Genomic DNA, 21,270 nt, shown 5'->3' with positions numbered 1-21,270 from the left:
AGCCTCATCCGTCACATCAGAGCGTGACCACTTCGTGCGGTGGATCGCCGTACGCGTCACCGTGCGCCATGCGCTACTTGCACATTATGAGGTTCGCCACGATATCGGCGGAAAATCGGTAATGGAAGGCGAAGAGCCTTTACAGCCGCTCTGACCTGCAGATATACGGCTTTTCAAACTGATCACTTACTCAGCGGCGAGTGCGATCAAGGCGCTGGTGAACGCCTGCGCGGGCGGCTCCACCAGGCCCGCGCCGACCTGGCCGGTGCCCGCCACGCGCCCCGCGATGCCGGTGTTGACGACCGGCAGAATGCCCGTCCTGGCGACGAGCGTCACGTCGATGCCGACGGGCGTGCCGCGGAATCCGAGCCCGGGAATCTGGTACGCGGGATGCTCGGCGAGCGTGATCTCGTACATCGAGCGGGTGGCCCGGACCGCGTCGGCCACCTCGCCGCCGACGAAGCGCACGATCGCGGGCGCGGCGGCCATCGCGAAGCCGCCAAGCCCGGAGGTCTCGGTGATCGTGGAGTCGCCGATGTCGGGGTTGGCGTCCTGGGGGCCGTACGCGCCGAGGTAGAGGCCGTCCGGCACCCCGGCGGGGCCGGTGAACCAGCGTCCGCCGAGCCCGGAGACCTGCACGCCGAAGTCGGTGCCGTTCCTGGCCATGGCCACGACCAGCGAGGAGCCGGGGACGTCGCGGGCGGCGTCCGCGCTCACCTTGCCCGCGGCCATGCCCGCGTTGAGGAAGAAGTGGTCGTTGCCGTTGACGAAGCGCAGCACCTGCGCCGCCTGCGCGGGCGCGGCCTCCACGAGGGCCGGGGCCAGCTCGCGCAGCAGCAGCGAGGTGGCCGCGCGGTTGCGGTTGTGCAGCTCGTCGCCCATCTGCAGGGCCTGCGCGATCAGCGAGCGCAGGTCGATCGGGCCGGTACGGGCCAGCGTCGCGGCGAGGACCGGGCCGAGCACCTCCTCCATCCAGCGCAGCCGGTCGAGCACCTCGGGGCCGTACGCGCCGTACCTGAGCACCTTGCCCAGGCCCTCGTTGAGCGAGCAGTAGGCGGTGCCGCCGTGCTCCTCGTCGCGTACCTCGAGCAGCCACATCGACGGGCTCACCACGCCCGCCATCGGGCCCACCGTGGCGTGCTCGTGGCAGGGCCGCAGCGCGACCGCGCCCGCGGCCAGCCGGGCCTCGGCCTCCCGCTCGTCGCCCGCCCGGCCCTCCAGCAGCATCGCGCCGATCAGCGCGCCGCGCATCGGACCCGAGGCGCGCTCCCACTCGATCGGCGGCCCGGCGTGCAGGAACGTCCCCGCGGGCAGCACCTCGGCGGCCCGCCGCAGGCCCACCAGGTACGGCCGCGCGCCGGTCAGCCTGCGCACGGCCAGCTCGTTGGCGGCCGTCCTGCGCGGGTCGGCCAGCACCTTGCCCAGGGCGCCGGCGGTGCCGGGCAGCGGCGGACGCCAGGCCACCGGCGTCGTCGGCACGGCCTGGGCCGCCAGCGCCTCGTCGAGCAGCCCCGCGCCGACGGTGATCACCCGCGGCGGCCCCGACAACAGGCTCGACGCCGGGGCGGGCGGGGTCACAGGAGGCTCCGGGCGTGGCGGGCGGCCTCGGCGTTGGAGACGAACACGGCCGCCCCGGCCCCGCGCAGCGCCGCCGCCTGCCGGTGCAGGTCCTGGGGGTCGCCCGCGCTGCCGACCAGCGCCACCACGACGGTGGCCGGCGTACGGGCGAGCGCCGGCGCGAGCCAGGCCGCCGGGTCGGGGTCGGCGGCGTGGCCGAGCACGACGTCCATGAGCACCACCTCGTCGGCCCGGACCCGTGACAGGGCCTCGAGGCGCAGTGTCGGATCGATCATCGGATGCGCCCTGCCCCTGGTGTAGGCGTCGTCCCCGAAGTCGGTGAACTCGCCGGGCCCGGCCAGGACGGCGGCCTCCGCGCAGAGCGTGCCGCCCGCGTACAGGCCCCTGACGCTCCGCGGCTCCCCGCGCAGCGCGCCCGGCCACGACGGCCATCCGGGCACGCCGCGGCCCAGCGCCCGCAGCGCCCGCCCGGCCGCCTCGGTGAGGTCGGTCTCCGGCAGCACCGCCTCCACCACCGGCGTGCGCAGCCCGGCGGCCACCTCCCGGACGGCCTCCGCCACGCCCGGGCCGGGCGGCTTGCCGACCAGCACGATCAGCTCGGTGGCCGGGTCGTCGTCGAGCAGCCGCAGGGCGCGCGCCGTGGCCAGCCCGCCGACCTCGGCCGACAGGTCCCTGCCGCCCACGCCGAGGATGTGGCTGACCCCGGCCTCGGCCCAGTCGAGCAGGCAGGACACCTGCTGGGCGCCCGTGCCGGAGGCGGCGACCAGGCCGACCGGCCCCGGCCGCAGCACGTTGGCGAAGCCGAGCCCGACGCCGGCGATCGAGGCGGTGCCGCAGTCGGGCCCCATGACCAGGACGCCGCGCTCCTCGGCCAGCTCCTTGAGCCACCGCTCCTGGGCCAGGGGCACGCCGTCGCTGAAGATCATCACCGGCAGCCCGGCCTCGACGGCGTCGTACGCCTCGCAGAAGGCGTGCTCGCCGGGCACGGACACCAGGACCAGGTCGGCCGGCGTCCTGGCGGCCGAGCGGGTGGTGAGCGGCGGCTGCTCGCCGGACCCCGCGGCCGCGGCGGTGGCGGCCCGCGCGGTCAGGCGGGCGTCCAGCTCCTCGACGGCCCGCGCGGGGTCGGCGCCGCGCAGGGCGATGACCAGGTCGCCGGGGCCCGCGGGCGGGGGCTCGAAGCCGAGGTCGCGGACGATGGCGAGGTTGAGCTCGGTGGCCATGGCCACCATCGCCACCTCCACGCCCGGCATTTCGGTCAGCGCCCGACTTATTCGCATCAAGGTGACGGAGTCGTGGTACGTCCCTTTTCTGAGCTGGATCAGGTCGTCGCTCACGGGCGCCCGCTCAACGCCCGGACCGAGGCCAGCCCGATCGAGATGCCCTGGGCGAGGTCGGCGCCCGAGGTGTGGCCGAGCCGGTGCAGGCGCCGCAGCGCCGGTTCGAGCGCCTGCCGGCCGGCGATGCCGCGCAGCACGCCGGTCACCTCCGGGCTGGCCTCGCCCCTGGCCGCGCAGTGCAGCAACGTCGCCGAGATCGGCGTCGTACGGGTGCGCGCGTCGTAGGTGACGGTCGCCGCCAGCCAGTCGGCCAGCCAGACCGCCCGCCGCGTGCCGGTCGCCGTGCCGAGGTGTCTCAACGTCACCAGCAGCCCGGCCAGCACGTCGTCGCCGCTCGGCGTGAGCCCGGGGCCGAGCCCCACGAGCCGTTCCGCCGCCGTCACCGCGCCCAGCAGCCGGGCCTGCGCGCAACTGCGCGCCAGCAGCTCGACCGCGTCGTTCCCGGCCAGGCCGGGCCGTCCGGGGCCGTCCAGGACGACGCCGGCCAGGCTCAGCGGGTCGACCGGGCCCAGCGCCGGAGCCGGGTCCCACCAGCGGCGCACGCCGAGGCTCAGCGAGCCCAGCTCGATGCCGCGGTCGCCGACGGAGGCGTCGTCACCCACGGTGACCTGCGGCAGCGGCGTGGCCAGCAGCACCGAGTTGGGCAGCCGGGCCGCCTCGCCGGTGATGAGGGCGATCACCGAAGGCTCGCAGTCGGTCCTGACCTCCAGATATATCCCCGCCGAGAACGCCGCGAGCACCCGGGCGGGGCTGCGCGGGGCCTCCAGCACGGGACGCACGGCGGTGCTCGCCGCGCCCGTCACGCGGACCCGGGCACGCCGCGCATGAGTACTGACGGTCACCGAACCTCCCATCGGACCCTGGTCCTGACCGTAGAACGGCCGGGGAACCCTCCGTACGGAGAAATTTGCCAACAGTCAGCGGGAAGGTTGGCTCTTCCTGACAGACCACCTGGGGAGTCACAATCACCACATGGAGCCCCCCGTGCGTCTGGCCAGCACCGGAACGATCATCCACGGCGTCTCCGTCGGAGAGGTGCTCGGCGTCTCGACGCTGGCCGAGGCCAGGCTGATCGCGGGGGAGAGCGGGCTCGGGCGCATCGTGCAGCGGCTCAACGTGATGGAGGTGCCCGACATCCTGGCCTGGGTCAAGCCGCACGAGCTGCTGCTGACCACCGGCTACCCGCTGCGCAACACGCCGCAGTCGCTCGGCCGGCTGGTCGCCGACCTGGACGAACGCGGCCTGGCCGCCCTGGCGATCAAGCTCGGCCGGTACGTGGACGAGCTGCCCGCCGAGATGACCGAGCAGGCCGACCGGCTCGGCTTCCCGCTCATCCTGCTGCCCAACGACGTCGGCTTCGACGACATCCTCAACCAGGTGCTCACCGACATACTCAACCGCCAGGCCGCCGTGCTGGCCCGCGCCGAGGAGGCGCACCGGGCGCTGGTCCACGTGGTGCTGGCCGGCGGCGGGCTCGACGAGGTCGCCGCCGAGGTGGCCCAGCTCCTCGACGTGGCCGTGGCCGCCGTGGACGGCTCCGGCCAGGTCCTGGCCACCGCGGGGGCGGCCGAGCAGGTCGCCGCGCTGCGCGAGTCGATCTCCCGCGAGGGCCCGCCGCCCGCGCGGACCGCCGAGACGCCGGGCCGCGGCAGGGCGTTCGCCTCGGCCCCCGTGCTGGCCGGCGGCCACCACCACGGCCGGATCGTCGCCTACAGCGCCACCGGCGCGATCCGGGACAGCGACATCGGCATCCTCGAACGCGCCGCCACCGTCGCCGCGCTGGTCGTGACCCGGCAGGAGGCGGTCAACGCGGTCGAGAGCAAGTACCGGGCCGACTTCCTGCGCGACGTGCTCACCGGCCGGGCCGGCACGCCCGAGCGGGTCGACGCCAGGGCCAGGGCGTTCGGCTGGGACCTGGCGCGGCCGGTGATCGTGCTGGTGGCCGAGCTCGACCCCGACGGCGACGAGCGCAGCGCCCAGGACCGGCTGGTGTCCTGCTGGACGGCGGCCGTGCGGCGGCACGACCCGCGCGGCGCGGTGGCCGGGTTCTCGCACGAGGTCGTCGCCGTCGTGGACGCCTCGCTGGACGCCGCCAGGGTGGCCAAGGACGCCGCCTCGGCGTTCGCCGACATGCCGCCCGCGACGTTCTCGACCGGCACCTCGCGGCCGAGCCCCGGGGCCGGGACGCTGCCGGAGGCGTACGCGCAGGCGCTGAAGGCGGCCCGGGTGGGCCGGCAGCTCCACGGGCCGGGCGCGGTCGCCCACTTCGACCAGCTCGGCGTCTACCGGCTGCTGTCGCTGGTGAACGACACCGGCGAGCTGCACGCGTTCGTCCGCGAGACGCTGGGCCCGCTGGCCTGGGACGAGGACGCCGAGAACGCCGACCTGCGGCGCACGCTCCAGGTGCTCCTGGAGACCAACCTCAACGTCGCCGAGACCGCCCGCCGGCTGCACTTCCACTACAACACGCTGCGCTACCGCATCGGGAAGCTGGAACGCCTGCTCGGCAACTTCACCGACGACCCCCACCTGCGGCTCAACCTCACCCTGGCCCTGCACGTGCTGCGCATGCGCGGCATCTAGGCTTGGGGCTCGTGGATCTGGATTTCGAACTGCGTTCCGAGTACATCCCGCTGTGCGACCTGCTGAAGTACTGCGGGGTCACCGAGACCGGCGGCATGGCCAAACACCTCATCGCCGAGGGCCTGGTCCAGGTCGACGGCGAGGTCGAGCTGCGGAAGACGGCGAAGATCCGTACCGGCCAGGTGGTGAGCGGCGACGGGTTCACGATTCACGTGCAATAACGGCCCGCCGTATCCGGATGGTCGCGACACCCCTTATTGTGCTCTCCGACATGGTTCGGAAGACGTCGCCGCTGCTCAGGCGGAAGATTGAGGTGGGTTCGCGGTGTTCGGGTGGAAGCTGCACGGCGACGGCAAGCATCTGACGCCGGGAGAGGTCGTCAAGCCTGACGAGCGGCTCTCCTGGCCCCGGATGGTCGGCATCGGCGCCCAGCACGTCATCGCCATGTTCGGCGCGACGTTCGTGTTCCCGCTGGTCATGGGGCTCGACGCGAACCTGGCCGTGATGATGTCCGGCGTCGCGACGATCCTGTTCCTGCTCATCGTGAAGGGCAAGATCCCCAGCTACGTCGGGTCGAGCGCGTCCTTCGTGGGGGCCGTGGTGGCGATCAGGGCGGCCGGGGGCGGCGACGCGACCGTCACCGGCGCGCTGCTGGCCGTCGGCGTCGTGCTGGCCGGCTGCGGGCTGGCCATCCACCTGCTCGGCGTGCGGATCATCCACCGCGTCTTCCCACCGATCGTCACCGGCGGCGTGGTGATGCTGATCGGCTTCGGCATGGCCTACGTCGCGGCCGACGTCTACTGGCCCAAGGACCCGTGGGTGGCGCTGCTCACGATGGCGGCCACGTTCGTGTTCATCGGGGTCTTCAAGGGCTTCCTCGGCCGGATCGGCGTGCTGCTCGGCCTGGTCTTCGGGTTCGTCCTGTCGTGGGTCTGGGACGTGGTGGGCGGCAGGATCCTGGCCCCCGACGCCACCGGCAAGGTGACCGAGCACTTCCGCGTCGACCTCCAGGGCGTCGCCAAGGCCGACTGGATCGGCCTGCCGTCGCTGCACGGGCCGGTGTTCGAGGTGTCGGCGATCGTGCTGGTGCTGCCGGTCGTGATCGCGCTCATCGCCGAGAACGTCGGCCACGTCAAGGCGGTCGGCGAGATGACCGGCGCGGACGTCGACGGTTACATGGGCCGCGCCATCATGGCCGACGGCGTCGGCACCGTGGTCGCCACCTCGGTCGGCGGCCCGGCCACCACCACGTACGCCGAGAACATCGGCGTCATGGCGGCCACCAAGGTCTACTCCACGGCCGCCTACTACATCGCCGCGGTCATCGCGATCCTGTTCGGCCTGTGCCCCAAGTTCGGCGCGCTCGTGGCCGCGACCCCCGACGGCGTGCTCGGCGGCGTCACGACCATCCTCTACGGCATGATCGGCCTGCTCGGCGCGCGCATCTGGATCGAGAACAAGGTGAACCTGTCCGACCCGGTCAACCTGGTGCCGGTGGGCGCGGGCATCATCATCGCCATCGGGCCGGTCGCGTTCCCGATCACCAGCACGTTCTCCCTCAGCGGCATCGCGCTCGGCACGATCGTGCTGCTCGTCGGCTACCACCTGCTGCGCGCCACGCGCCGCGAACCGGTGCCCGAAACAGGCCGATAACCCCCTCTCTGACCGGCCGGCGACTTCCTCCGTACGGAGGTTCGCTCTGGTGACCGCGGGATATTTGGCAGATCATGCCCGTGTAGCCGCATCCCAGCGGTCCTAATGTGCCCGCAAAGGCACGGTCGCCGGCCCGGAAGAGAGGGCGCAGATGGTTTTCGGATGGACCAGACACGGTGACGGCAGGCATCTGGCGCCCGGCGAGGTGGTCAGGCCCGACGAGCGGCTGAGCTGGCCGCGCATGGTCGGCTTCGGCGCCCAGCACGTGATCGCGATGTTCGGCGCCACGTTCGTGTTCCCGCTGGTGATGGGGCTCGACCCGAACGTCGCCGTGATGATGTCCGGCGTCGCGACGATCATGTTCCTGCTGATTGTGAAGGGCAAGGTGCCCAGCTACCTGGGCACCAGCGCGTCGTTCGTCGGCGGCGTGTTCGCCATCAGGGCCGCCGTCGGCACCGACCAGAGCATCGCCGACGCCATCGTGACCGGCTCGATCCTGGTGGCCGGGCTCGTGCTGGCGCTGGCGGGGCTGGCCGTGCACGTGCTCGGGGTGCAGATCATCCACCGGGTCTTCCCGCCCGTCGTCACCGGCGCGGTGGTGATGCTCATCGGGTTCGGGCTGGCGTACGTGGTCGCCGACGTCTACTGGGGGCAGGACCAGTGGGTGGCGCTGGTCACGATGCTGGTGACGTTCGTGGTGATCGTGGCGTTCAAGGGGTTCGCCGGGCGCGTCGGCGTGCTCATCGGGCTGGTCACCGGGTTCGCGCTGTCCTGGGTGCTGGACCGGGTGGCGGGGCCGGTCACCTCCGTGCTGCCCGGCCAGAACCTGCGCGACGCGGCCGGCGCCGCCTGCCCGGCCGAGGGCACGTACTGCGTGGCCACGGCCTTCCCGCACGACCGGGTGAGCTTCGACGCCGTCGCCAGGGCCGACTGGTTCGGGCTGCCGGACTTCCACGCGCCCGACTTCCGGTTCTCCGCCGTGCTGCTCGTGCTGCCCGCGGTGATCGCGCTCATCGCCGAGAACGTCGGCCACGTCAAGGCCGTCGGCGAGATGACCGGCACCGACGTCGACCCCTACATCGGCCGGGCGATCATCGCCGACGGCGCCGCCACCGTCGTCACCAGCGCCGTCGGCGGCTCGCCCACCACCACCTACGCCGAGAACATCGGCGTCATGGCGGCCACCAAGGTCTACTCCACGGCCGCCTACTACATCGCCGGCCTGATCGCGATCCTGTTCGGCCTGTGCCCGAAGTTCGGGGCGCTGGTCGCCGCCACGCCGGGCGGCGTGCTCGGCGGCGTCACCGTCATCCTGTACGGCATGATCGGACTACTCGGCGCCAAGATCTGGATCGAGAACCGGGTGGATTTCGCCGACCCGGTGAACATGGTCCCGATCGGCGCGGGCATCATCCTGGCGATCGGACCGGTGACGCACATGATCGGCGGAGACTTCTCCCTGGAGGGCATCGCGCTCGGCACCGTCGTGGTGGTGGGCGGCTACCACCTGCTGCGCGTCATAGCCGGGCGCCCTTCGAGACCCGCCCCGAACCCCGCTCCCGGCGAGGCCGGGTGAAGCCGCCGCCGTTCACCCACCACGCCCCCCGCGACCTGGGCGCGGCGCTGCGGACGCTCGCCGAGGTGCACGGCAAGGTGCTGGCCGGCGGCCAGAGCCTGATCCCCATGCTCAACATGCGGCTGGCCGCGCCCGAGCACATCGTCGACATCAACCGCCTGACCGCCCTGGACACGGTCGAGGCGGGCGGCGACGGGGTGCGGGTGGGGGCGCTGGCCCGGCACTCGCGGGTGGCCAGGTCCGGCGCGCACCCGCTGCTGACGAAGGCGCTGCGGCTGGTCGCCCACCCCGTGATCCGCAACCGGGGCACGGTCGTCGGGAGCCTGGTGCACGCCGATCCCGCCGCCGAGCTGCCCGCGGTGCTGGCCGTCCTGGGCGGCTCGGTGCGGCTGGCCCGCTGGACCCCCGCCGGGATCGCCGAGCGGGACGTGCCGGCGGAGGAGTTCTTCGTCGGGCCCCTGGAGTCCGCCGTCCGGCCGGACGAGCTGGCCGTGTCGGCGTACTTCCCCGCGCTCGGCGGACGGGCCGGGACGGCGTTCGAGGAGGTATCCCGGCGGCACGGCGACTACGCCCTGGCCGGCGTCTGCGCCGTGGTCACGCTCGACGACGAACTGCGCGTCGCCGCGGCCAGGGTCGCCTGCGTCGGCGTGGGCCCGGTCCCCGTCCTGACGGACGTGACGGACGCCTGCGGCCACCGGCCGCCCGACGGCGTCGACTGGCCGGCCGTCGCGCGGGCCGTGCGGGAGGGGACCGACCCCGAGGGGGACATCCACGCCACCGCCGCCTACCGGCGGCACCTGGTGGGCGTGCTGGCCGAACGGGCGCTGCGCCAGGCGGCGCGGGAGGGGACGGCGACCGGTGGAACATGAGATCACGCTGACCGTGAACGGCACGGCCAGACGGGTCAGCGTCCCCGGACGCCGCCTGCTGTCCGACTGCCTGCGCCACGACCTCGGCCTGACCGGCACGCACGTCGGCTGCGAGCACGGCGTCTGCGGCTGCTGCACGGTGCTGCTCGACGGCGAGCCGGTCCGGTCGTGCCTGACCTTCGCGGTCACCGTGGACGGGCACGACATCACCACGGTCGAGGGCCTGGCCGGCCCGGACGGGCTCTCACCGGTGCAGCGGGCCTTCGCCGAGTGCCACGGCCTGCAGTGCGGCTTCTGCACCCCGGGCTTCCTGTGCACGGTGACGGCCCTGCTGGCCGACAACCCGGCGCCCACCCACGAGGAGGTGCTCGAAGGCGTGTCCGGCAACCTGTGCCGGTGCACCGGCTACCAGAACATCGTCAAGGCCGTCCACCGCGCCGCCGAGCTGCTGGCGGAGGAGTCGTGAGCTTGCTGGGGGAGTCATGACGACCAGGATGTTCGGCGAGCCGGTGCGGCGGCGGGAGGACCCGCGGCTGCTCACCGGCCAGGGCCGCTTCCTCGACGACCTGGGCCCCGACGCGCTCGCCGCCGCGTTCGTCCGGTCGCCGCACGCCCACGCGCGCATCGGCGACATCGACGTCTCCGCCGCGCTCGACGTGCCGGGCCTGGTCGCGATCTACACCTGGGAGGACCTGCCCGAGCGGGTGGGCCGGCCGCTGCCGCTGCTGATCCCGCACCCGGCGCTCACCCACGGGCGCACGGCGTACCCGCTGGCCAGGGAGGTCGTCCGGCACGTCGGCGAGCCCGTGGTCATGGTCGTGGCCGCCGACAGGTACGCCGCCGAGGACGCCTGCGCGCTCATCGAGGTCGCCTACGAGCCGCTCAAGCCGGTCGTCGGCCTGGCCGAGGCGGTGCAGGGCGTCCGGCTCGTGCACGAGGACGTGCCGGGGAACGTGGGGGCGCACCTCGTCCAGGAGGTGCGGGGGGCCGACGGCAGGGGCGCGCGCGAGGCCGTCGAGAGCGCGCCGCACACGCTGGCCTTCCGGCTCGACATCGAGCGCAGCGCCAGCATGCCGCTGGAGGGACGCGGCGTGCACGCCCGCTGGGACGGCCGCGACCTGCGCGTCCACTCCAGCACCCAGACCTCCACCAGCGTGCGCATGGCCGTCGCCGCCGCGCTCGGGCTGCCGCTGCCGCAGGTCGAGGTGATCGCCCCGGACGTCGGCGGCGGCTTCGGCGTCAAGATCGTGCACCCGTGGCCGGAGGAGATCCTGGTGCCGTGGGCCGCGATGACGCTCGGCCGCGAGATCAAGTGGACAGAGGACCGCAGGGAACACTTCATCTCCTCCGCGCACGAACGCGCCCAGATCCACCACGTACGCGTCGGCTTCGACGACGACGGCCGCGTCCTGGGCCTGGACGTGACGATCCTGCACGACCACGGCGCCTACACGCCGTACGGGATCATCGTGCCCATCGTCACCTCCACGCAGTTGCTGGGGCCGTACAAGCCGGGGGCCTACCGGGTCGAGTTCACCGCGGTCTACACCAACACCGTGCAGGTCACGCCGTACCGCGGGGCCGGCCGGCCGCAGGGCGTGTTCTGCATGGAGCGGACCATGGACAAGATCGCCCGCTACCTGGGCAAGGACCGCACCGAGGTGCGCGCGGCCAACTTCATCCGGCCCGAGGAGTTCCCCTACGACCAGGGGATGACGTTCCAGGACGGCCGCCCGCTCATCTACGACAGCGGGAACTACCCGGAGATGCTCCGCATGATCAAGGAGCTGATCGGCTGGGACTCCTTCGAGCGGCGTCCCGGCCGGGGGATCGGCATCGGCTGCTACGTCGAGGGCACGGGCGTCGGCCCGTACGAGGGCGGGCACGTGCAGATCACCTCCGACGGCCGGGTGCACGTCTCGACCGGCCTGACCTCGCAGGGGCAGGGCCACGAGACCGCCTTCGCCCAGATCGCCGCCGCCGAGCTGGGCGTGCCCATCGAACGCGTCAGCGTGGTCACCGGCGACACCCGCAGGTTCGGGTACGCGGTGGGCACCTTCGCCTCCCGCGCCGCCGTCGTCAGCGGCAACGCCATCGCCCTGGCCTGCCGGAAGGTCAAGCAGAAGGCGCTGCGCATCGCGGCCGAAGCCCTGGAGGCCGACCCGGCCGACCTGGAGATCGACGACGGCATGGTGCACGTCGTGGGCGCGCCGACCGCCGCGATCCCGCTCTCGACGGTGGCGGTGCTGGCCAACCCGCTGCGCTACGCCTTCGACGAGGAGACGGCCAGGGCGACCCAGTTCTCCGGCGCGGCCGACCCGGCCCGCCCGCCGGTGGCCGAGGGCGACGAGCCGGGCCTGGAGGGGCGCGAGTTCTACTCGCCGATCAGGTCCACCTTCGCCTCCGGCATGCACGCGGCCGTCGTGGAGACCGACCCGGACACCGCCGAGATCAAAGTCGTCCGGTACGCCGTCGTGCACGACTGCGGCCGGCTGATCAACCCGATGATCGTGGAGGGTCAGATCCACGGGGGAGTGGCCCAGGGCATCGGCGGCGCCCTGTACGAGCGCATGGAGTACGACGTCCACGGCCAGCTCGTCAACGCCTCGTTCATGGACTTCCTCATGCCGTACGCCACCGAGATCCCCCCGATCGAGACCGCCCACCTGGAGACGCCCTCGCCGCTCAACCCGCTCGGCATCAAGGGCGCGGGCGAGGCCGGCGTGATCCCGGTGTCGGCGGTCATCGCCTCGGCGATCGAGGACGCCGAGGGCATCGAGATCGACCGCATGCCCATCTCGCCGTCGGACCTGTTCGAGCTGCGTATGCGATGATCGGCGCCATGCTCGCTCCCGGCGCCGGCCTGACCCGCTTCCCCGACGTCCCCGACGACGTGCGCACGATCGACCTGGCCTGGAACGAGCTCACGCACGTGCCCGGCAGGGTGGGCGGGCTGGCCGCGCTGGAGGAGCTGCGGCTCGACGGCAACCGGCTGCGCGAGCTGCCCCGCCTGTCCGGCCTGACCGCGCTGCGCGCCCTGCACCTCGACGGCAACGAGCTGAGCGAGGTCCCCGCCTGCCCGCCCGGCCTGGAGACCCTCTTCCTCTACGGCAACCGGATCGAGCGCCTGCCCGGCGACCTCGCCCCTCGCCTGCGCCACCTCGCGCTCGGCGGCAACCGGCTGACCTCCCTGCCCGCCGCGCTGTGGAAGCTGACCGCGCTGGAGTCCCTCAACCTCGCCGAGAACGCCCTCACCGAGATCCCCGCGGCCGTCGGCGGCCTGACCCGGCTGCGCATGCTCGACCTCGGCCACAACCGGCTCGCCTCGATCCCGCCCGAGGTCGGCGACCTGCCGCTCACCGACTACCTCTACCTGAGCGACAACGGCCTCACCGACGTCCCGGCCGCGCTCGGCCGCCTCGACCGGCTGGCCTACCTCAACCTCACCGACAACCGGCTGACCAGGCTTCCGGACGCGTTCGGGTCGATGGCCTCGCTGGTGGAGCTGCGCCTGTACAACAACCGGCTGGAGACGCTGCCCGAGACCGTCGGCGGGCTCGGCCGGCTGCGCGAGCTGCACCTGCAGGGCAACCGGCTGACCCGGCTGCCCGCCCTCGCGGCGCTGACCGAGCTGCGCGTGCTCGACCTGCGCGACAACCACCTGAGCGAGCTGCCCGCGCTGCCGTCCGGCCTGACCCATCTCGACCTGCGCAACAACCGGCTGCGCGAGCTGCCCGCCGCGGTCGCGGAGCTGACCGGCCTGCGCAAGCTCGACCTGCGCTGGAACAAGCTCTACGACGACCCCCCGGTGTTCGATCTCCTGCGCGCCCGGGGCTGCGCCGTCCTGCGCTGAACCGATGTGCCGAACCGGTGCTGAACCGGCGCGGGCGGCCGTGCGTACCTCCGCACATGACGACACTTCCACGTCTGGCCGTCCTCGCGCTGCTGGCCGGGCTGGTCGCCGCCTGCTCCGCCGGCGGCGGCTCCGGAGCCCCGGCGGCGGCCGGCCGGAACGCCGCGCGGGCGGCGGCGCCCCAGACGGTCGAGCAGCTCGCCGCCAAGGTCGGCTGCAAGCCGCGCATGCAGGTCGACGCCGCCGAGATCCGTACGGGCTACTGCCGGACCGCCGACGGCCAGTTCTTCGTCACGACGTTCGCCAGCCAGGCCGGCAAGGACGCCTGGATGGACGCCGCCCCCGAGTACAACCCGCACCTGGTCGGCAACCTGTGGACCGTGCTGTCCAGCCGCAAGGTGCTGGAGCTGCTGAAGGAGCGGCTCGGCGGCGACCTCCACCTGAAGGACCACCGCACGAACCGGATGCGCACGGTCGGCTGAGACGCCCTACGCCGCCGCCAGCATGACCCGCTTGCGGAACACCCAGTACGTCCAGCCCTGGTAGACCAGCACGAACGGCAGCGTGATCAGCCCGATCCAGCTCAGCATCGTCAGCGTGTACGGCCCCGAGGCGGCCTGCGCCAGGGTCAGTCCGGGCAGCGGCGCGAGGCGCAGCTCCATGAAGACCGCCAGCGTGGCCAGCACGATGCCCGCGGCGGTCGCGCCGAACGCCCAGCCCTCCCTGCGCCGCCAGATCAGCGCCGCCGCGGCGGCCAGCGCGGCCATGGCGGCCAGTGCGGGCGGCGAGCCCAGGTTCGACAGGGCCAGCACGGCCACCGGGATGGCCACCGCCGCCGCGGCCATGGCGGCGGTCCTGGCCCGGCGGCGCACCGGGCCGGTGGTGCGCAGCGCGAGGAAGACCGCGCCGTGCAGCACGCAGAGCGTCAGCGTGAACGCGCCGCCGAGCAGGGCCGCCGGGCCGCTGTCGAACAGCACGTCGGCGAAGATCGCGCCCCACAGGAAGGCCGGGAGGCCGCTGCCGACCAGGATGCCGAGGTCGCACCAGATCGGGTTGGCGACCTTGCCGCGCCATTCCAGCCCGACGCCGCGCACGATCAGGCCGACCAGGATGAGCGTGACGGGCAGGTAGAACGCGCTGAACAGGCCGGAGTACCAGGCGGGGAAGGCGGCGAACATGGCGCCGACCGCCGTGATCAGCCACACCTCGTTGCCGTCCCAGACCGGGCCGATGGTCTGCAGGCTCTGGCGCTGCTCGGCGGCGTTCCTGCTCAGGAGCGGCGCCAGCAGGCCGACGCCGAAGTCGAAGCCTTCGAGGACGAAGTACCCGGTCCAGAGGAAGGCGATGATGACGAACCACAGGTTGATCATGGTCTGGTCCCTCTAGTACATCAGCGACGGTTCGAGCGGCTGCGCCTCGGGAGCGGGCTGCCGCTCCTCGACGCCCTTGCGCACGTGCTTGGCCAGCAGGACGACCTCGGCCACGGCCAGGCCGCCGTACAGGAGCGTGAAGACGGTCAGCGAGATGGCGACCTCGGACAGGCTCACGCCGGGCGAGACGCTGGCGGCGGTCAGCAGCTCGCCGGCGACCGTCCAGGGCTGCCGGCCGATCTCGCTCAGCAGCCAGCCCGCGATCACCGCCGCGAACGGCAGCGGCAGGGCCGGCAGCAGCGCCCGCGCCAGCCAGGACGGCACCTCGCGCCTGCGCCGGGTCAGCCAGAGGCCGAGCAGCGCGAGCCCCGCGGTGGCCATGCCGAACACGATCATCACGCGGAACGACCAGAACACGATCGTCTGGTCGGGCCGGTAGTCGCCGGGGCCGAACTGCCGCTCGAAACGCCGCTGCAGGTCCTCGGTGCCCTGGACGGTGGCGTCGAAGTCGTTGGTGGCCAGGAAGCTGAGCACCTTGGGGATCTCGATGCCGGGCGCGAGGGAGAAGGCCGCGCCCGCGGTGTCGCGCTCCAGGCCCTCGGCCGCGGCCAGCTTCATGGGCTGCTGCTCGTACATCAGCTTGGCCGACATGTCGCCGGTGCCCGCGACGACCGCCCCCGCGATCGCCGTCATGACCAGCGCGCCGCGCGCGGCGCTGCGCCACATCGGCGCGCGCGTCCGCAGCAGCCAGTAGCCGCTCACCGCCAGCACGAACCCGCCCGCCACGATGAACGCGGCCCCGATGACGTGCGGCACCTGCGCGACCGCCGTGGAGTTGGTCAGCACGGCCCACAGGTCGGTCATCCTGGCCTTGCCGTCCACGACCTCGTAGCCGACCGGGTGCTTCATCCAGGCGTTGGCCGCGAGGATGAAGTAGGCCGACAGGTTGGAGCCGATGGCTGCGGCCCAGATGCTGGCCAGGTGCGCCTTCTTCGGCAGCCGGTCCCAGCCGAAGATCCACAGGCCGAGGAACGTGGACTCCATGAAGAAGGCCAGCAGCGCCTCCATGGCCAGCGGGGCGCCGAAGACGTCACCGACGAACGTGGAGTACTCACTCCAGTTCATGCCGAACTGGAACTCCTGCACGATGCCGGTGACCACGCCCATGGCGAAGTTGATCAGAAACAGCTTCCCGAAGAACTTCGTGAGCTTGAGGTAGTGCTCCTTGCCCGTGCGGTGCCAGGCCGTCTGGAGGCCCGCGACGAAGATGCCCAGACCGATGGTCAGGGGCACGAACAAGAAGTGGTACACGGTGGTCACCCCGAACTGCCACCGTGCCAGGTCAAGCGCGTCCATCAATCCCCACCCGCTCATAGCTCTACAAGCTGTAGTACTTCTACCTGTAGTAGTACTACAGGCCGTAGAGCAACGCGATGCGACGTTGGTCACATCCCTCGGTTCTGCCTACTTTTCGAGGATCCCGTACGGGTACGTCCCGGCGCGTCACCCGCCGGGCGGATTGCGGGCTACCCCGCCCGGCGGACCCCGCCCGCGGAGTCGAGGTAGGCCCGCAGATTGCCCAGCTCGAAGCCGCGCCGCTTGATCTTGTCGATCAGCACCCGGAAGTCGGCCGCCAAATCGGGCCGGAAGTGCAGGAGCAGGATGTCGCCCGGACGCAGGCGCTTGTCGGGCACCTGGTAGGCGATCTTGCCGCCCGGCTGCACGGTGGCGGTCCACAGCAGCACGGCCTTCACCCCGCACCGCCGGGCGGCCCGCAGCGTGTCGGTGTTGTAGCTGCCGAACGGCGGCCGGAACAAGGTCGGCCGGGTCCCGATCTCCTTGCCGACCACCTGGGCCGCGCCGCAGATCTCCCGGCGCTGCCCGTCGAGCGGCAGGCGGCGCAGGTCGGGATGGGTCAGGGTGTGGTTCTCGACGGGCACGTGGACGTCGCGGAGCTGCCGGAAATATCCCCACTTGCCGGCACCCACATAGCGTCCGGGTCCGCCCGCCGGGTCGGGGCTGCCCTTGGCCTCGACCGCGTCGCGCATGGCGAAGGCGGTGATGGGGACGCGCCGGTCGCGCACCAGTTTGACGAAGCCGGGGTCCTGCTCCCAGCCGTCGTCGATGGTCAGGAAGACGACCTTGCGCTTGGTGGGGATCGAGCTGATCACCGGGGGCAGGCCGTCCTCCCCGCGGATCGGGCCCACCTCGCCGGCGCGCGGCAGCGCCCCCGGCGGGCCCTGCGGCGTGGGCCGGGACGAGGGGACGCCGGTCGCGGACGGCTTCGCCGACGGCCCGGTCACGACCCCGCCGGTGCCGCCGGCGTCGCCGCCCGTGCCGCATCCGGCGGCCAGCGCCACCAGCACCCCGGCGAGCACGGCCGGCCCCAGCCCGCCACGCCCGGCCCCGCCCCTGACCGTTCCACGCCCCCAGCACATGGAGCACCATCTTGCCAGCCCTGATCCGCACGACGCGTCGCCCGACTGGCAGGTCTTGCCCTTAACCAGCCCGTCACCGGTGCCTAGAGTGGCCGCATGAAGGTGGCGGGCAGCGCCGTGATCGGCGTACAACGTGATCGAGTGTGGGCCGCGCTCCAGGACCCGGCGGTGCTCGTGCGCACCATCCCGGGCTGCGAGCGCCTGGAGGAGACGGGGCCGGACACCTACAGGATGACGGTCAACGCGGGCGTGGCGTCCATCAAGGGCGTCTACCAGGGGGAGGTCGCGCTCGCCGAGCCGCGCGCGCCCGAGAGCTTCACGCTGCGGGCGCGCGGCCAGGGCGCGCCGGGCACGGTCGAGGCCACCGTCCTGGTGCGGCTGAGCGAGATCGACGGCGGCACCCGCGTGGACTACGACGCCGACGCGGTGATCGGCGGGATGATCGGCGGCGTCGGGCAGCGCATGCTCGGCTCGGTCGCCAAGCGCACGGCGGGCGAGTTCTTCTCCGCCGTCGAGGGCCACCTCAGCGCCCCGCCCCCGCTCCCGGCGGCGCAGACCGCGCCGGAGGCCGCCCATGAGGCCGCCCGTGAGGCCGCCCGTGAGGCCGCCCCGGCGGTCTACGAACGGCCGCCCGCGCGGCACGCGGAGCCCCGCCCGTGGGCGCTGCTGGCGGCCTTCGGCATGGGCGCGGCCGCCGCGCTGGCCGGCGTCGCCGTGGGCCGGCTGCTCGGCCGCGAGGCGGGCGGCGGTGGGCGCGGCCGGCGCGGCTGAGGGACGCGCCACGACGACTCTCGCGGAAAAGGATCTCCAGGCGTAGCGTGGCGGTATGCGGCAGGCACACGCTGAAGACGCACGGAACGAAGCCAGGCGCATCGTACGCGACCTGCTGGGGGAGGAGCGCCCCACCGCCGAGTCCCTGGTCGCCGAGGTGCGGCCGGTGTTCGGCGACCAGCGGACCGACCGCGCGCTCGGGCTCGCGCTCGGCGCCTCGCTCACCCGCCGATCGGCCGAACTGGCCGCCATCGCCGCGCTCCTGGTCGGCACCCGCGAGCTGGGCCCCGGCTGGTGGACGCGGCCCAGGGGCGGCAAGCTGCCGCCGCCCGACGAGGTGCTGCGCACGGCCGTCGCGATCGAGCCGTGGACCGACCTGACCGCGCTGGAGATGCTGGCCGCCTGGATCGCCGACGACGCCGCCGACCGGCTCTGGGGCCCGCCCGTCGCCGAGGTCGACCTCAACTCCTGGCAGGCCGAGGACCGCTTCGAGCTGCCGCCGGGGGTCACGCCGGGCCGGCGGCTCGTGGTGCACTTCGACGCGGGCGGCCGGCTCGACGCGGTCGTCGCCCGCCGTCCCGACGACGAGCTGGGGTCCAACCTCGACTTCCAGTCGCTGCGTTACTCCAGGCCCGCCGAGGCCCAGTGGAGCTGGGGGGTGGCCGCCGGGCTCGGGCCCCACCGGCTGCCCGGCGAGAAGCCCGACCCGTACGCCCGCGAGATCCCGGCCGCCGCCGCGGGCGTGCTGCGGGCCTGGGCCGTGCGCCACGGCGTCACCCGCGAGGAGCTGGGCGAGCGCTGGGCGACCGTCGGCGACGTGGTGGCCGCCATCGAGCGGGTCGACTGGATGTGGCGCAGCGGCGAGTGGTTCGGCTGGTGGCGCGGCGCGTCCGCCCTGGTGGACGACTCGGCCTACCTGCCGTACCGGCTGGAGGAGCTGGCCGCCGGCTGACCCGCGGCCGGCGGAATCGTCGTGCGGGCCGCGTGGTTGTCGCTGGGGTGAAAGTCGAGATTTTCTCCGATGTCGTGTGCCCCTGGTGTTATATCGGGCACGTCAGGTTCGCCCGCGCCGCCGAGCGTTTCCGTGCCAAGGGCGGCACGATCGAGGTGACCATGCGCCCGTTCCAGCTCAACCCAGACGCCCCCGTCGAGGGCGAGCCGCTGATCCCGGCCCTTGAGCGCAAGTTCGGGCCGGGCGCGCGGCAGATGACCGAGCGCGTCAGGGCCGTCGCCGTCGAAGAGGGCCTGGAGATGGACTACGAGCGGGCCGTCAACGCCAACACCTTCGAGGCCCACCGGCTCATCGAGGCCGCCACCGCCCAGGGGCTCGGCAAGGAGATGGCCGACCGGCTGTTCCGCGCGTACTTCGGCGAGGGCGCGAACGTCGGCGACCCCGGCGTGCTGAGCCGCCTGGCCGGCGAGGTCGGCGTCCATGACACCGGCGAGGGCGCCGGGCAGGTGCGCGAGCAGCTCGCCAGGGCCGGCGCGCTGGGGATCAGCGGGGTGCCGCTGTTCCTGTTCGAGGGCAAGTTCGCGGTGTCGGGCGCGCAGCCAGAGGACGCCTTCGCGGCGGCGATCGACGAGGTCGCCGAGCGCACCGGCCAGACGCCGATCACCCAGCTCGCCCCGCCCGCCGACGGATGCGACGACGACGGCTACTGCGCGGTCTGAACGGCCTCGCCCGCGGCGGTGGGACAATCGGAAGGTGTCGAGCCGCCGCCTTGGTTACCTGCTCAAGCATGCCGCGCTGCGCCTGGCCGAGTTCACCGGCCCGGCCCTCGCGCCCTACGGGATCGACGGGCGGGAGCTCGGGGTGCTGTCGGTGATCGACGCCCCCGAGCCGCTGTCGCAGCAGGAGGCGGCCCAGCGGCTCGGCATCGACCGCACCACGATGGTCGCCATGGTCGACGCGCTGGAGGGCAAGGGGCTGGTGGCGCGGCGGCCGCATCCGGGCGACCGCCGCAAGAACGCGGTGGAGCTGACCGAGCGCGGCCGCGAGACCATGCGCCTCGCGGTGCCGGCCGTGGAGGAGGCCGAGCGCGCCTTCCTGTCCGCCCTGCCGCAGGACGAGCGACGCCTGTTCCACGACGCCCTCGACCGGCTGGTCTGAGCCACCTGGCTCACGCCAGAGCCCCCGGCACGCGGGTCAGGCCGGGGCGCCGCCCTCGCCGAGCTGGCCGGAGCGGTGGTGGCGGCGGCAGAGCACCTGGTAGCGCACCGGCGAGGCGTCGGTGTCGCCGATCACGACCTGCTCGCCCGTCCGCGCCAGCACCCCGCCCACCACGCGCGCGTTGAGCTGCCCGGGGCGTCCGCACCAGCACAACACCTCGACCTGCAGCCGGCACACCTCGTCGGCCAGCTCGAACAGGCGCTGCGCGCCGGGGAACATGACCGACCGGAAGTCGGAGGCCAGGCCGAAGGCGTAGACGTCGATGCCGTGCTCGTCCACCAGGTCGGCGAGCTGCTCGATCTGCTCGACCGTGTAGAAGCAGGCCTCGTCGCAGATCAGGTAGTCGATGCGCTCGTGCGAGGTGACCAGGCCGACGAGGTCGAGGGAGTCCTCCACCTCGATCGCCTCAAGGCCCAGCCCGATCCGGCTGGTGACCTTCGGGCCGCCGGAGCGGTCGTGCTTGGTCAGGACCAGCCCTCGCCGCCCCTGGCGGCCGTGGTTGTAGTTCATCTGGAGCGCCAGAGTGGACTTCCCGCAGTCCATGGGGCCGAAGTAGAACTTCAGCACGGCGTCCCGGGCTCCGGATGGCACGGCTGACAAGGCAGACAGTTCGGTCACAGGAGGCCAGCTTAGCGGCTTGGCTTGTCCCATGACCTCGTGGGACATTTCTCCCCTGGACTCTCAGGAGGAACTGTGGTCACCGACAATCCACCGACGCTCGACGCGATGCTGACACAGGACGACGTGACGGCCGCCCAGGCCGACGCCACCCGCTGGCGGTACGGCTTCCTGGTCGTCGTGGCGGGCATCGTCGCGATCCTGATCGCCTTCGGCGCCGCCGTGTTCGCCACCCGTGAGTTCGCCGCGCTGTTCGCGGGCGTGGCAGGAGTGGTCGGCACGATCATCGGCGCCTATTTCGGCGTGCAGGCCGGCCAGTCGGGGAAGGCCAGAGTCGAGGCCGAGCTGGCGAAATCCCAAGAGCTGGTGGTGCGCCTGGCGGCCTACGTCGGCACCCAGAACGCGCCCCGGGTCATCGACGAAGTTCTCGGCCGGCGCCGAAGCTGAGGAG

21 protein-coding genes are annotated in these 21,270 nt (G+C 73.0%); 14 read left to right on the top strand and 7 right to left on the bottom strand.

The window, feature by feature from the left end; all coding sequences use genetic code 11:
• Positions 1-186: 186 nt before the first annotated feature.
• The 3 genes from ACIBST_RS29220 to ACIBST_RS29210 are packed head-to-tail and all read right to left on the bottom strand — an operon-like array spanning position 187 to position 3,760.
• Positions 187-1,578 (bottom strand): DUF1116 domain-containing protein, encoded by a 1,392-nt coding sequence (locus ACIBST_RS29220; RefSeq protein ID WP_397176262.1) that lies wholly within the window; start codon positions 1,576-1,578, stop codon positions 187-189.
• Entirely contained in the window at positions 1,575-2,915 is a 1,341-nt protein-coding gene (locus ACIBST_RS29215) for an FdrA family protein (protein ID WP_397176260.1), read from the bottom strand. The genes ACIBST_RS29220 and ACIBST_RS29215 overlap by 4 nt, the downstream gene beginning before the upstream one ends.
• Positions 2,912-3,760 (bottom strand): DUF2877 domain-containing protein, encoded by an 849-nt coding sequence (locus tag ACIBST_RS29210; protein WP_397176258.1) that lies wholly within the window; start codon positions 3,758-3,760, stop codon positions 2,912-2,914. Before ACIBST_RS29210 ends, ACIBST_RS29215 begins: the two co-directional genes overlap by 4 nt.
• Positions 3,761-3,890: 130 nt before the next feature.
• On the opposite strand from ACIBST_RS29210, the gene ACIBST_RS29205 reads away from it, so the two are divergent.
• The 9 genes from ACIBST_RS29205 to ACIBST_RS29165 all read left to right on the top strand — a co-directional run bounded on the left by ACIBST_RS29205 (position 3,891) and on the right by ACIBST_RS29165 (position 13,934).
• Complete coding sequence (locus ACIBST_RS29205) at positions 3,891-5,501, top strand: PucR family transcriptional regulator (RefSeq protein WP_397176256.1); 1,611 nt, start codon at positions 3,891-3,893, stop codon at positions 5,499-5,501.
• Between the two features lie 11 nt (positions 5,502-5,512).
• Positions 5,513-5,722 (top strand): RNA-binding S4 domain-containing protein, encoded by a 210-nt coding sequence (locus ACIBST_RS29200; RefSeq protein WP_352363868.1) that lies wholly within the window; start codon positions 5,513-5,515, stop codon positions 5,720-5,722.
• Positions 5,723-5,825: 103 nt separating this feature from the next.
• Complete coding sequence (locus ACIBST_RS29195; protein WP_397176254.1) at positions 5,826-7,154, top strand: uracil-xanthine permease family protein; 1,329 nt, start codon at positions 5,826-5,828, stop codon at positions 7,152-7,154.
• 151 nt (positions 7,155-7,305) lie between these two features.
• Positions 7,306-8,730, top strand: a complete 1,425-nt coding sequence (locus ACIBST_RS29190) for a uracil-xanthine permease family protein (RefSeq protein WP_397176252.1) — start codon at positions 7,306-7,308, stop codon at positions 8,728-8,730.
• Positions 8,727-9,599 (top strand): FAD binding domain-containing protein, encoded by an 873-nt coding sequence (locus ACIBST_RS29185; protein ID WP_397176250.1) that lies wholly within the window; start codon positions 8,727-8,729, stop codon positions 9,597-9,599. Before ACIBST_RS29190 ends, ACIBST_RS29185 begins: the two co-directional genes overlap by 4 nt.
• Positions 9,589-10,065: a (2Fe-2S)-binding protein gene (locus ACIBST_RS29180; protein WP_397176248.1), complete on the top strand. Its 477-nt coding sequence runs from the start codon at positions 9,589-9,591 to the stop codon at positions 10,063-10,065. The genes ACIBST_RS29185 and ACIBST_RS29180 overlap by 11 nt, the downstream gene beginning before the upstream one ends.
• A gap of 16 nt (positions 10,066-10,081) precedes the next feature.
• Positions 10,082-12,433, top strand: a complete 2,352-nt coding sequence (gene cutA, locus ACIBST_RS29175) for an aerobic carbon-monoxide dehydrogenase large subunit (RefSeq protein ID WP_397176246.1) — start codon at positions 10,082-10,084, stop codon at positions 12,431-12,433.
• 8 nt (positions 12,434-12,441) lie between these two features.
• Positions 12,442-13,452 (top strand): leucine-rich repeat domain-containing protein, encoded by a 1,011-nt coding sequence (locus tag ACIBST_RS29170; protein WP_397176244.1) that lies wholly within the window; start codon positions 12,442-12,444, stop codon positions 13,450-13,452.
• Between the two features lie 56 nt (positions 13,453-13,508).
• Entirely contained in the window at positions 13,509-13,934 is a 426-nt protein-coding gene (locus ACIBST_RS29165; protein WP_397176242.1) for a hypothetical protein, read from the top strand.
• A 6-nt stretch (positions 13,935-13,940) separates the two neighbouring features.
• Here the strand turns inward: ACIBST_RS29165 and cydB are convergent, their stop codons facing one another.
• From cydB to ACIBST_RS29150, 3 genes are all read right to left on the bottom strand, one after another.
• A complete protein-coding gene (gene cydB, locus ACIBST_RS29160) occupies positions 13,941-14,822 on the bottom strand; it encodes a cytochrome d ubiquinol oxidase subunit II (RefSeq protein WP_397176240.1) in 882 nt (293 codons plus the stop codon).
• 12 nt (positions 14,823-14,834) lie between these two features.
• A complete protein-coding gene (locus ACIBST_RS29155) occupies positions 14,835-16,178 on the bottom strand; it encodes a cytochrome ubiquinol oxidase subunit I (protein WP_397176238.1) in 1,344 nt (447 codons plus the stop codon).
• Positions 16,179-16,348: 170 nt separating this feature from the next.
• Positions 16,349-17,260 (bottom strand): polysaccharide deacetylase family protein, encoded by a 912-nt coding sequence (locus tag ACIBST_RS29150; protein WP_397176236.1) that lies wholly within the window; start codon positions 17,258-17,260, stop codon positions 16,349-16,351.
• Between the two features lie 96 nt (positions 17,261-17,356).
• Here ACIBST_RS29150 and ACIBST_RS29145 point away from each other — a divergent pair, with 96 nt between their 5' ends.
• Genes ACIBST_RS29145 through ACIBST_RS29130 form a run of 4 tightly spaced genes read left to right on the top strand, consistent with a single transcriptional unit; the run spans position 17,357 to position 20,141 of the window.
• Positions 17,357-18,031 carry a carbon monoxide dehydrogenase subunit G gene (locus tag ACIBST_RS29145; RefSeq protein WP_397176234.1) on the top strand — a complete coding sequence of 225 codons (675 nt, stop codon included), beginning with the start codon at positions 17,357-17,359 and terminating at the stop codon, positions 18,029-18,031.
• Positions 18,032-18,086: 55 nt separating this feature from the next.
• Positions 18,087-18,983, top strand: a complete 897-nt coding sequence (locus tag ACIBST_RS29140; protein ID WP_397176232.1) for a hypothetical protein — start codon at positions 18,087-18,089, stop codon at positions 18,981-18,983.
• Between the two features lie 47 nt (positions 18,984-19,030).
• Positions 19,031-19,702 carry a DsbA family protein gene (locus tag ACIBST_RS29135; RefSeq protein ID WP_397176231.1) on the top strand — a complete coding sequence of 224 codons (672 nt, stop codon included), beginning with the start codon at positions 19,031-19,033 and terminating at the stop codon, positions 19,700-19,702.
• Positions 19,703-19,736: 34 nt separating this feature from the next.
• The gene (locus tag ACIBST_RS29130) at positions 19,737-20,141 is read left to right on the top strand and encodes a MarR family winged helix-turn-helix transcriptional regulator (RefSeq protein WP_397176229.1); all 405 of its coding nucleotides are present in this window, start codon (positions 19,737-19,739) and stop codon (positions 20,139-20,141) included.
• A 36-nt stretch (positions 20,142-20,177) separates the two neighbouring features.
• On the opposite strand, the gene ACIBST_RS29125 is transcribed toward ACIBST_RS29130, so the two are convergent.
• The gene (locus ACIBST_RS29125) at positions 20,178-20,792 is read right to left on the bottom strand and encodes a thymidine kinase (RefSeq protein WP_352322400.1); all 615 of its coding nucleotides are present in this window, start codon (positions 20,790-20,792) and stop codon (positions 20,178-20,180) included.
• 135 nt (positions 20,793-20,927) lie between these two features.
• Between ACIBST_RS29125 and ACIBST_RS29120 the strand changes: the two genes are divergently transcribed.
• The gene (locus ACIBST_RS29120; protein WP_397176228.1) at positions 20,928-21,266 is read left to right on the top strand and encodes a hypothetical protein; all 339 of its coding nucleotides are present in this window, start codon (positions 20,928-20,930) and stop codon (positions 21,264-21,266) included.
• Positions 21,267-21,270 lie beyond the last annotated feature (4 nt).

It is taken from the genome of Nonomuraea sp. NPDC049684 (assembly GCF_044465345.1).
Classification (GTDB): domain Bacteria; phylum Actinomycetota; class Actinomycetes; order Streptosporangiales; family Streptosporangiaceae; genus Nonomuraea.
This window is presented reverse-complemented; position numbering and strand designations above follow the sequence as displayed.

Bases quoted from the DNA above. Each gene is read 5' to 3' on its own strand.
- ACIBST_RS29190 (WP_397176252.1), top strand. From the start codon at position 7,306: ATGGTTTTCGGATGGACCAGACACGGTGACGGCAGGCATCTGGCGCCC.
- ACIBST_RS29165 (WP_397176242.1), top strand. From the start codon at position 13,509: ATGACGACACTTCCACGTCTGGCCGTCCTCGCGCTGCTGGCCGGGCTG.
- ACIBST_RS29150 (WP_397176236.1), bottom strand. From the start codon at position 17,260: ATGTGCTGGGGGCGTGGAACGGTCAGGGGCGGGGCCGGGCGTGGCGGG.
- ACIBST_RS29145 (WP_397176234.1), top strand. From the start codon at position 17,357: ATGAAGGTGGCGGGCAGCGCCGTGATCGGCGTACAACGTGATCGAGTG.
- ACIBST_RS29170 (WP_397176244.1), top strand. From the start codon at position 12,442: ATGCTCGCTCCCGGCGCCGGCCTGACCCGCTTCCCCGACGTCCCCGAC.
- ACIBST_RS29120 (WP_397176228.1), top strand. From the start codon at position 20,928: ATGCTGACACAGGACGACGTGACGGCCGCCCAGGCCGACGCCACCCGC.
- cydB (WP_397176240.1), bottom strand. From the start codon at position 14,822: ATGATCAACCTGTGGTTCGTCATCATCGCCTTCCTCTGGACCGGGTAC.
- cutA (WP_397176246.1), top strand. From the start codon at position 10,082: ATGACGACCAGGATGTTCGGCGAGCCGGTGCGGCGGCGGGAGGACCCG.
- ACIBST_RS29155 (WP_397176238.1), bottom strand. From the start codon at position 16,178: ATGGACGCGCTTGACCTGGCACGGTGGCAGTTCGGGGTGACCACCGTG.
- ACIBST_RS29205 (WP_397176256.1), top strand. From the start codon at position 3,891: ATGGAGCCCCCCGTGCGTCTGGCCAGCACCGGAACGATCATCCACGGC.
- ACIBST_RS29140 (WP_397176232.1), top strand. From the start codon at position 18,087: ATGCGGCAGGCACACGCTGAAGACGCACGGAACGAAGCCAGGCGCATC.